A 2,742-nucleotide genomic window follows, 5' to 3' on the forward strand; every position below is an offset into this window, starting at 1 on the left:
CACACGCAATTCGCTCATTTCTGCCATGGCCTCTCCTACCCTGCGCGCTGTTTATGCCGCCATTATCCTTGGTGCAAAAAATCTTACTGATATCCTCCAACATATTGATTCAGATGCCAAAACAATTCACAAATCCATCAATCGCCTTTTGAACCTTGGACTTATTCACAACACAACAAAAGGATTTCAAGCCGAAGAGACAGTGTGGAAAATGCTAGAAAATAAACATGAACGAAATAGGGAAAATTTAAGCGACCGCCATTTAGAAACAGAAGAGATGCTATCAAAAATTGGTGAAGCCTTTCAAATGGGAAAAATCTATAGCGAAACGGAAGTTTCCAAGATATGCAACCTCTTTACGATAGACTTTGCCCGATTACGACGCACTCTTGTTGAGAGAGGTTTTTTACAACGCCATGGAGGAAAATATCAACGCATGCGCTAAAAGAGAATTGAAAAATGATTAGCGAACGCTATCGTTTTTCTTCTCTATTTCAAGAGAATGAATAACCTTCCACTAAAAAAATATAAATTCATTAAAAGGTTACAAAATCATTCATCCCATTCATATGTTAACAATCTATGGGGGGATAGTACATCCTCTTCATAAAGGTTAAAATGGAAAAGCAAGAATGCGGGATGTCAATTGGTTATCAAATAGGATTAGGAACAGTCAAAACCATCAGGAGAAGATATAGGATCAAGGTCTCAATGATCTTACGATTGTTGCGTAGACATCCGCGCACAGTGTTGTTGCTCAATCCAAATCATGCTCGATATTTCTAAAAACATCGTAGAAAAAACAAAAAACAATATTCTTGCAGTGGACTGGCTGGTGAATCAAGAAGGATACTATTTCAACGAAATGTGCACAGCAGAAACAGGGCTGACAAAACTTCCTCAAGAGATACAACAAAATGTATTTGATCATTTAACGACACTTCTATGGAAATTCCATGGGCAAAAATAAAATAACTTTTTTCATCTATAGCACAGTTTTTCTTTCTGAATTTTCCTTTTTCTTTGTACTCCCTTTGCTTGGAAACTCTTCTCTCATAACTGCTGCCAATGTCGCTTTTTATCTCGCTGGATCAGTAATCCTTGAAAGCATTCTCATGGTAACCACAACGAGTTTATTAGAAAGATTTTCGCGTAAACTCTTAATGGCTACCGCCTTTATTTTAAGGAGTAGCGCTTTTGTGTGCATTATCCTATCGCTCACACCTTCTGCATGGTTGATCTTTTTTACCTTAATGGCTTTTTCGAAAGCAATTTCAAAGCCATTTTTGAGAGAAATTTTATCAGAACATCTCAATGAAAATGCTCTTAAGCGCGCATTAACTCTCTATTCTTTTTTTCAAAATGCTGCTGTCGTTATCGCCCCTCTTGTTGCAACGAGTGCCATAAAATACAACGCATCAGTTTTTTTGATGGCTTTTTTTGCACTCATTGGTTTGTATCTTTGTGTTTTATCCATTCAAATTGTTTATCACTACCCCCATAAAAAATTATCTCTTGAAAAGAACAAAAAAATAAAGAATTCTTTTCTTTCTTCTTTAAAAACAATAATATATAATCGCTCTATTGCTTATTTGCTGGTCACGGCTTTGCTTTGTGCATTCCTCATGGGAATTTTCATCACCACCACAACACTTCTCAGTAAATTTGACAGCAATCTCGCCCCTTATAGTGGAATTTTCTTTTCAATTGTTGGCATCAGTATTTGTATCTGGCAAGGAATAATCAATAAACATCTCAGCCTTTCTGATAAATCAACTTTCTACCTATTATGGCTTATGGGAAGTTTCGCTGCATTTTTCCTTATGGGTGGCGTCTTTACCGCTGTGACTGCGTTAATTGCCTACAGTGTCTATGAATCTGTCATGGTTCCAGAAATATACTATCAAGCAGGGAAAACAACCTCATCCCTCTCTACCAGTGTTCTTTTTAGTTATATTCTTGTTATTTCAAATATTGGCCAAGCTGCCGGCTCATGGACAAGTGGATGGATCATCAGCCATTTCAACAATCACATCGCTTTCACCTTTTGCATGATTGTTGGTATCTCCGCCTTTGCTTCTTGCCTTTGCCTTATGCAAACTAAAAAAATAAGGAACTTCAATGTCACATATAACTTTTGCTACTGGGGGCACAACAAGGGTGCCCAAAACACTTCGCCATAAATGGCTCAATTATGATTTTGTAACACACTCTGCGGCAAAAAAGCTCAAAATGGTCTTTAAAGATTGCTCTGTAAACGCCGCTGCAAATTGTCTCATAGCTTAAAGGATTATGGGATAGACAAGCGTAAGGTAGCTACATTCTGCACGAATAATATTCTATTGATATCCATGTGCAATACAGCCAAAACATTTTTCTTATAATTCGCTCATTTTTGCCATGACCTCACCGACACTACACGCTGTCTATACTGTTATTATACTTGGTGCTAAAATTCTTTCTGATATCCTCAAACTTGTCAATTCAGAAACTAAAAACATTCACAAATCTATTAATCGCCTTTTAAACCTTGGTCTTATTCAAAACACAACAGAGGGATTTCAAGCAATCGATAAATTATGGCAAGTGCTAAAAGATAAAAATGTACGAAATATGGAAAATTTCAGCGATCGTCATTTAGAAACAGGAGATATACTTACAAAAATTGCAGAAGCATTTCAAATAGGAAAAAACTATCGCGAAACGGAAACATCAAAAATATGTAGCCTTCCCCTTACCACT

3 protein-coding genes and 1 pseudogene are annotated in these 2,742 nt (G+C 36.8%); all 4 read left to right on the plus strand.

Annotation, left to right across the window (positions count from 1 at the left end; translation table 11 throughout):
- Nucleotides 1–445 (plus strand): DUF2087 domain-containing protein (locus tag ACFIO3_RS07670; protein WP_375704278.1); only part of this gene is annotated, 445 nt, incomplete at its 5' end.
- A gap of 324 nt (nt 446–769) precedes the next feature.
- Nucleotides 770–970 carry a hypothetical protein gene (locus ACFIO3_RS07675; protein WP_375614198.1) on the plus strand — a complete coding sequence of 67 codons (201 nt, stop codon included), beginning with the start codon at nt 770–772 and terminating at the stop codon, nt 968–970.
- Nucleotides 957–2,183 (plus strand): MFS transporter, encoded by a 1,227-nt coding sequence (locus tag ACFIO3_RS07680; protein ID WP_375615478.1) that lies wholly within the window; start codon nt 957–959, stop codon nt 2,181–2,183. The genes ACFIO3_RS07675 and ACFIO3_RS07680 overlap by 14 nt, the downstream gene beginning before the upstream one ends.
- A gap of 217 nt (nt 2,184–2,400) precedes the next feature.
- A pseudogene (locus ACFIO3_RS07685) lies at nt 2,401–2,742 on the plus strand (hypothetical protein); the annotation flags it as partial.

It is taken from the genome of Bartonella sp. AD328YNZD (genome assembly GCF_042196425.1).